Raw genomic sequence first — 6,144 nt, 5'->3', positions numbered from 1 at the left:
TCAGGCAGTGGCGACCCCGATACTGGAATTGTTATAGAAGATGTGGGCGACATGGGCATTTACATGGACCTGCCATCCTCTGCAAAATCGGGATTAAAGATAAGACAGGGAACAGATATTAGCTGGGCGGGATGGCACGGTGCAATAGAAGTTTCCACCAATTCCTCCCGACACGGAATAATTGTCGAGGCAAAAGCTTTAAGTGCAGATGGAATAATTATTGACACAGCAGGCTGTCACGGAATTCGTGTAGACAACACGGGCAATGACGGAATTCACATAAATAACACAGGTGATGACGGAATCTATATAGGTTCAACTGGTGATGACGGAATTTATTTATATAATCCAGGTGATGATGGAATCTTCATTCAACAGCCGAAAAATGATGGAATAGAAATAGTTTGTGACGACTCTACTAATCGTGGAATTTACATAAGAAATTACTTTACTCACAGTGCGGACACTGGAATAGTCATTAGAAATATCAGGAAATGCGGAATTTACATCGATTCGATATCTGCATTCAGTGGAGATGGTATAATCATAAAAAAACCTGATGATGATGGGATTCGGATAGAACACACTGGTGATGATGGAATTCAAATAGCATACACTGGTGATGACGCTATTTGGATTATCAGCGCAGGCTATTGGGGTATATGGATTGACAGCGCGCGTTACGAAGGAGTACGAATTGAACGCACAGGAGATGATGGTGTTAGCATTTTAAACCCCCATAATGATGGTGTCTATATTTGGAATCCTTCAGACGATGGCGTAGATGTCCGCTCACCCGGAGACAACTGTTTCGAATGCAATGGTTCTGGAGTATCGATGTTCAGGGTTACCGCATCATGCGAGGTATTCGGCCACAGCTTCAACCACTACATCGTCGAGGATGGCGAGGGCTACTCCGCGCCCATACCAGCCGCCACAAAGCGCTGGCTCGAACACATCGGCGAGGCTCAAACATCTGGCGGTATCTGCAAAGTTAACCTTCCAGAGGAGTTCGTTAACAGCACGACGATAAACGCCCAATACCCCATACAGGTTTTCATAACGCCTTACGGTGACATGGGCAACTTCTGGGTCGAGCGAGGCACCAGCTATTTCATCGTACATTCACAGCGAGATGCGAAATTCGCCTACCGGGTCGTGGCTGTCATCAAAGGTTTCGAGCAAAGTTCGATCGAACCCGTGAACCTAAACGAATTAATTGACGAGGAACCAGAGCCGCCCAAAAAATTAGATTAAACTCAAAAGAAACTTCTAAACAATTTGCTGGCGGAACTTTTGGGGTCGTGGTGTCAACAAGCGCTGCGACCTTATAAGAAACTTTTTTACCCTGTGGCAAATGGATAATCAAAAAATCATTTGGCAAAAATAAATTTTCGTAAAATATTAAACTCGTGGTACTCGGGAATTACAAAGACGGGTGGGATAAGGAGCTCGGGCGGTACCCGAATATGCGGCTTCTTTATGTTCCCGTAGACATTGCGTGGAAAGCCGCCTATTATGTGGGAATGAGTTGCCATTATCCTCACTTCTATGCGAAAAGTGGCTATCCAACTTTTTTCCTCTATAATCTTGATAACCCGTGGGTTTTCGACCTTTTCAGGTTCGCTGTGGTCGATTCGGCATTAGATAGCTGCAATGTTCATCGCTACGAGGGCGAGCCGGGAAGCATCGAGGAAGCCGTAAAGTTTATACAGGAAATGATAACGCACGGAAGGCTTGTCTGGATGTCGTGGTATGACCCCATCCTGGTCTACGGGATAGAGATAAACGAAGGCTCTATAAGATTGCATTGGTATCACCCTTACTTCGCTCCTGACGGCATAACATGGGGACCGGACGAACTGCAGAAGTGGTGGGAATGGTCGGATGTTAAAGGTGCACATAAACTCATCGCACCAGCCGACATTAAATCGGACGATTCCGTAACCGAGATTGAAATAGCCGAAAAACTGTGCGAGCTCCTTTTAAAGAATTTCCGCCAGAAAGAGCTTAATCTTGACAGTCTGAAAGCCAAGATGGGACTCGCAGCCTACGACCAATACATAGCTGACCTGAAAAACAAAGATATAAACTTCCTCGAAAAAATAAACGATGAACAGCCGAGATTGCTTTGGTTCGACATCCCTATTTACGCGCAATGGACGCAGAACTTCGCTCTCCATGCCTATCTTTCATTCGTCAGCAAAAGCATTCCTGGCGAGAAAGGCAAACTAATGCTTGAGGCAGCCGAACTTTTTGGCAAAGCGTATGCGAATTGGCTGAAATGGGAAAAAATCGTGGGCAGAGAAAAAGGCGATAAGGTTCTTATGAAAAATGTCGCTAAAATGGATGTTCGCATAAAAGCTGCGGAAGAAGTAACCAAAGCTCGAGATAATGTCGCAAAGGCTCTCGAAGTTATTGACAAAATGCTCAAAATCGGTAAGCCAAAAGCCAGAAAAAAACGAAAAACCAATCCCAAATAACAAAATAATCACATCCCAAGAAGCTCTCTTATTGCCTCCTCGAGGTCAGATATCCTGAAAGGTTTTATGAGAACCTTCTGCACATTAAGTGTCTCAGCAAGATGGTGAACCTTGTTAGTGTTGAAACCAGTAACTATTATTATTGGTATCTCCGAATCGTGTTTTCTTATCCTGCGGATAAAGCTGAACCCGCTTTCGTCGGGCATCCTTATGTCGGTTATAACGAGGTCGAAGTGTCCCCTAAGAAATTTTCTAAGTCCATGGCGAGGAGATGTGGTCGTGAAAACATTAAAACCCATAAAGTCAGCGAGCTCCTTCATTACCCTGCACCAATGAAGCTCGTCATCTATGAAGAGTATATCAGGCTTTTTGTGACTCATTCTCACAAAATCATTGTTATAAAAAGGATTGTCAAATAATTTGTGAATGCATAAAGGGAGGGAAATCATGGTTTACGAAAAAATTGTTAATGTGAAAACCACGCAGCGAACTCAAATAATTAACATCACGAGCCAAATTGATGATGTAGTGGCGGAATCGGGCATAAAAGAAGGGTTATGCTACATCGGAAGCCTTCACACGACGGCGGGCATAATAGTAAACGATAATGAATCAGGTCTTCACACCGACATGCTCACCCTTCTTGAGAAAATCGTTCCATACGACCCATCAAAGTATCTGCACAACCGCATAGGCGAGGACAATGCTGACGCCCACCTGAAACTGATGTTAATAGGAATGTCGGAAACGCTTGCAGTAAGCGGAGGCAAACTCGTTTTGGGAACATGGCAAAGGATATTTTTCGTCGAGCTTGACGGACCACGGCAAAGAAGAGTCGTGGTGAAAATAATCGGGGAATGAGCGAACAAAAAAAATACGCAAAAGTAGCTGTTGACGCACCTGTATACGAACTTTTCACTTACAGCATCCCAAAAGAATACCTCGAAACGCTGGGGGTAGGATGGCGTGTAAAGGTTCCTTTCGGGAGAAGGCTTGCCACTGGTTTCGTGGTCAACCTGCTCGAGCAACCAGACATCCCGGAAGAAAAAATAAAGCCCATAGCCGACATCCCCGACGACGAACCAATAATAACACCCCAGCTTTACCAGCTTTGCAAATTCGTTGCTAACTACTATGTAGCTCCACTCGGCGAAACAATAGCAAGTGTCCTACCCGGTGGTATAGCAATGACCACCGAACAAACTATAAGCCTAATTTCGGAACCAGACCCCGAGTTACTCAACAAAACCCAGCGCAGAATAATAAACCTGCTAAAAGAGGGAAGCATAAAACTTGCCGACCTCGCGCAGAAAGTCGGCAGAAGAGGGCTGATATATAATCTCAGGAAACTCGAACGCATTGGAGCCATAGCAAGAAGATACATCTACAGGCAGAAAGCACCACCGAGATTTGTAACGATAGTCGGGCTGGCAAAAGATGTCGACGACGAACTAATAAAGCAAATCGAGGCGAGAGCACCAAAACAAGCTGCACTACTCCGTTATATAGCGACAAACGGCCAGCAACAAATAGAAAAACTGCGAAAACTTTTCGGATACTCTGTGGTAAAAGCATTAATTGATAAGGGTTTCATCACTGTCTCGAAAAGAGAAATATTCAGACGCTCGGATGGATGGCTTCAGCCAAGAACGGGCATAGAAAAACTAACAAAATCCCAGGAAAGAGCCATAACGGAAATAACACGAGCTCTGAGTGAAGGCGACCACAAGCCAATTCTTATCCACGGCGTTACTGCAAGCGGGAAGACACTCGTTTATCTTGAGGCTGCGAAAAAAGTTCGCGCTATGGGACGTGGTGTTCTCGTTCTCGTGCCCGAGGTTGCACTGACCCCCCAGATGTGGGGAGCGATGAGGGAATACTTCGGCGAGGATGTGGCGGTTTTGCACAGCTATCTTTCACCTGGCGAGCGCTCTGATGCATGGCGGCGGATAAGACGCGGGGACATAATGATAGCGTTGGGTGCAAGGTCGGCTATTTTCGCGCCAGTAAAAAACCTTGGGCTTATAATAGTTGATGAAGAGCAAGACCAGTCCTACAAAAACGGAAGGCCACCTTATTATAACGCTCGCGACCTCGCAATAGTTCGCGGAAAAATAGAAAATGCACTCGTTATTCTCGGCTCTGCTACACCGAGCATGGAAAGCTACTACAACGCCATAACGGGAAAATATAAACTCATCGAGATGCCCGAAAGAGTGCCCGGCAGTGAACTTCCAAAAGTTATTGTTGTCGACATGCGCAGGAGGAAACGTGACGAATGGCTTTTCTCAAATGTGGCGGTAGAATCGATAAAAGACCATGTGGCTCGAGGTGAGCAGGTTATACTTATGCTAAACCGCCGAGGCTACGCCAACAATTTGCGTTGCGTCGAGTGCGGCTACATACCACGGTGCCCCAATTGTGACCTCACGCTAACATATCATCGTGCGGGGGACCTGTTAAAATGCCACTGGTGCGACTATACTACTCCTGCTCCCGACAGGTGTCCCGAGTGTGGCTCCGAAAACTTTAAATATAGGGGAAAAGGAACTCAGCGCATCGAGCTAACATTATACGATTTCGTCGAGCCCGAAAGAGTATTCAGAGTCGACTCAGATGCTATATCAAGAAAAGGCGCATTAAACAAAATTTTACGCGACTTTTCGGAGAAAAATGGTGCCATACTGGTTGGAACTCAAATGGTTGCAAAAGGGCACGACTTCGCTGACGTCACATTGGTGGTTGTTCTCGATGCGGATGTGGGGCTCGCAATACCAGACTTCAGAGCATCCGAACGGGTGTTTCAACTTTTAACGCAAGTAGCCGGTCGTGCAGGGAGAGCGGAAAAGCCCGGTATCGTCATAATCCAGACAAGACACCCCGACTCTCCGACTGTCAAATTCGCCGTGGAACACGATTACAAGAAATTCTTCGCCAAAACACTGCCGCATAGGCAGATGCTCCTTTACCCGCCTTTTTCTCGCCTAATAAGAATCATAACAACAAGCAAGGATCACGAACTCGCCGAGCAAGCTATACGAAAAATTCACCGCTGGATTGTAACGAGCTCAGTCCCCGGGACAATTCCGCTGGCTCCTACCAAACCGCCAATACCAAAGCTTCGCGGTGAGTATAGATGGCATCTTCTCGTCAAAACAACCCAGATAAAAAAATTGCTTCCTCTTCTTAGAGCTGTAGCAAAAGCCGAATTCAAGAATGTAAAAGTGCGAATCGATGTGGACCCCTACGATATGATGTAGTCGTTTACGCCGAAAAATGCTTAATTAACTTACATCTGTAAAATTCGGTATAATACTTTGCGAATATTCTAAGCATGTAAGATTTTATGCGAGCGAGGCGAACAGCATATTCACTTGTTGTCCGAATGCGATAGCACAGAAGCGTGCGACAAGCACATCTTACAGATATTTAGAGAACTCATTAATATCTACTTTTGCAAGCTTCAAAATTCCTTTTAATGTTCCTATCTTTAATTCCTTATGCATTGGTACTACAGTGCCAACCTTACCTTCCGGTGTGATTTTTGACAGTCTAACGTGACTTCCCCTTCTTCCGGTTATTTGAAAGCTAAATCTATTACACAATATTTTGACAACTTCTTCTCCAGAAACATTTCTAAGCTTTGGCAACTTTCTTGGCC

Annotated in this window: 6 protein-coding genes; 4 read left to right on the top strand and 2 right to left on the bottom strand. The window is 45.3% G+C overall.

Annotation, left to right across the window (positions count from 1 at the left end):
* A partial coding sequence (locus J7J62_07900) for a hypothetical protein (protein ID MCD6125075.1) occupies positions 1-1,257 on the top strand: 1,257 nt, incomplete at its 5' end.
* A gap of 155 nt (positions 1,258-1,412) precedes the next feature.
* Positions 1,413-2,483 (top strand): hypothetical protein, encoded by a 1,071-nt coding sequence (locus tag J7J62_07895; GenBank protein MCD6125074.1) that lies wholly within the window; start codon positions 1,413-1,415, stop codon positions 2,481-2,483.
* A gap of 8 nt (positions 2,484-2,491) precedes the next feature.
* On the opposite strand, the gene J7J62_07890 is transcribed toward J7J62_07895, so the two are convergent.
* Positions 2,492-2,863, bottom strand: coding sequence for a response regulator (locus J7J62_07890; GenBank protein ID MCD6125073.1), 372 nt, complete (start codon positions 2,861-2,863; stop codon positions 2,492-2,494).
* A 67-nt stretch (positions 2,864-2,930) separates the two neighbouring features.
* On the opposite strand from J7J62_07890, the gene J7J62_07885 reads away from it, so the two are divergent.
* Both J7J62_07885 and priA read left to right on the top strand, forming a co-directional pair.
* The gene (locus J7J62_07885) at positions 2,931-3,344 is read left to right on the top strand and encodes a YjbQ family protein (GenBank protein ID MCD6125072.1); all 414 of its coding nucleotides are present in this window, start codon (positions 2,931-2,933) and stop codon (positions 3,342-3,344) included.
* Complete coding sequence (gene priA / locus J7J62_07880) at positions 3,341-5,743, top strand: primosomal protein N' (GenBank protein MCD6125071.1); 2,403 nt, start codon at positions 3,341-3,343, stop codon at positions 5,741-5,743. Before J7J62_07885 ends, priA begins: the two co-directional genes overlap by 4 nt.
* 159 nt (positions 5,744-5,902) lie before the next feature.
* Here the strand turns inward: priA and J7J62_07875 are convergent, their stop codons facing one another.
* Positions 5,903-6,133: a type II toxin-antitoxin system HicA family toxin gene (locus J7J62_07875; GenBank protein MCD6125070.1), complete on the bottom strand. Its 231-nt coding sequence runs from the start codon at positions 6,131-6,133 to the stop codon at positions 5,903-5,905.
* Positions 6,134-6,144: the final 11 nt, after the last annotated feature.

It is taken from the genome of bacterium (assembly GCA_021159335.1).
In the GTDB taxonomy this organism is placed as follows: Bacteria; UBP14; UBA6098; order B30-G16; family B30-G16; genus JAGGRZ01.
The sequence above is the reverse complement of the archived record's forward strand: the minus strand, read 5'-3'. Positions and strand labels throughout refer to the sequence as shown.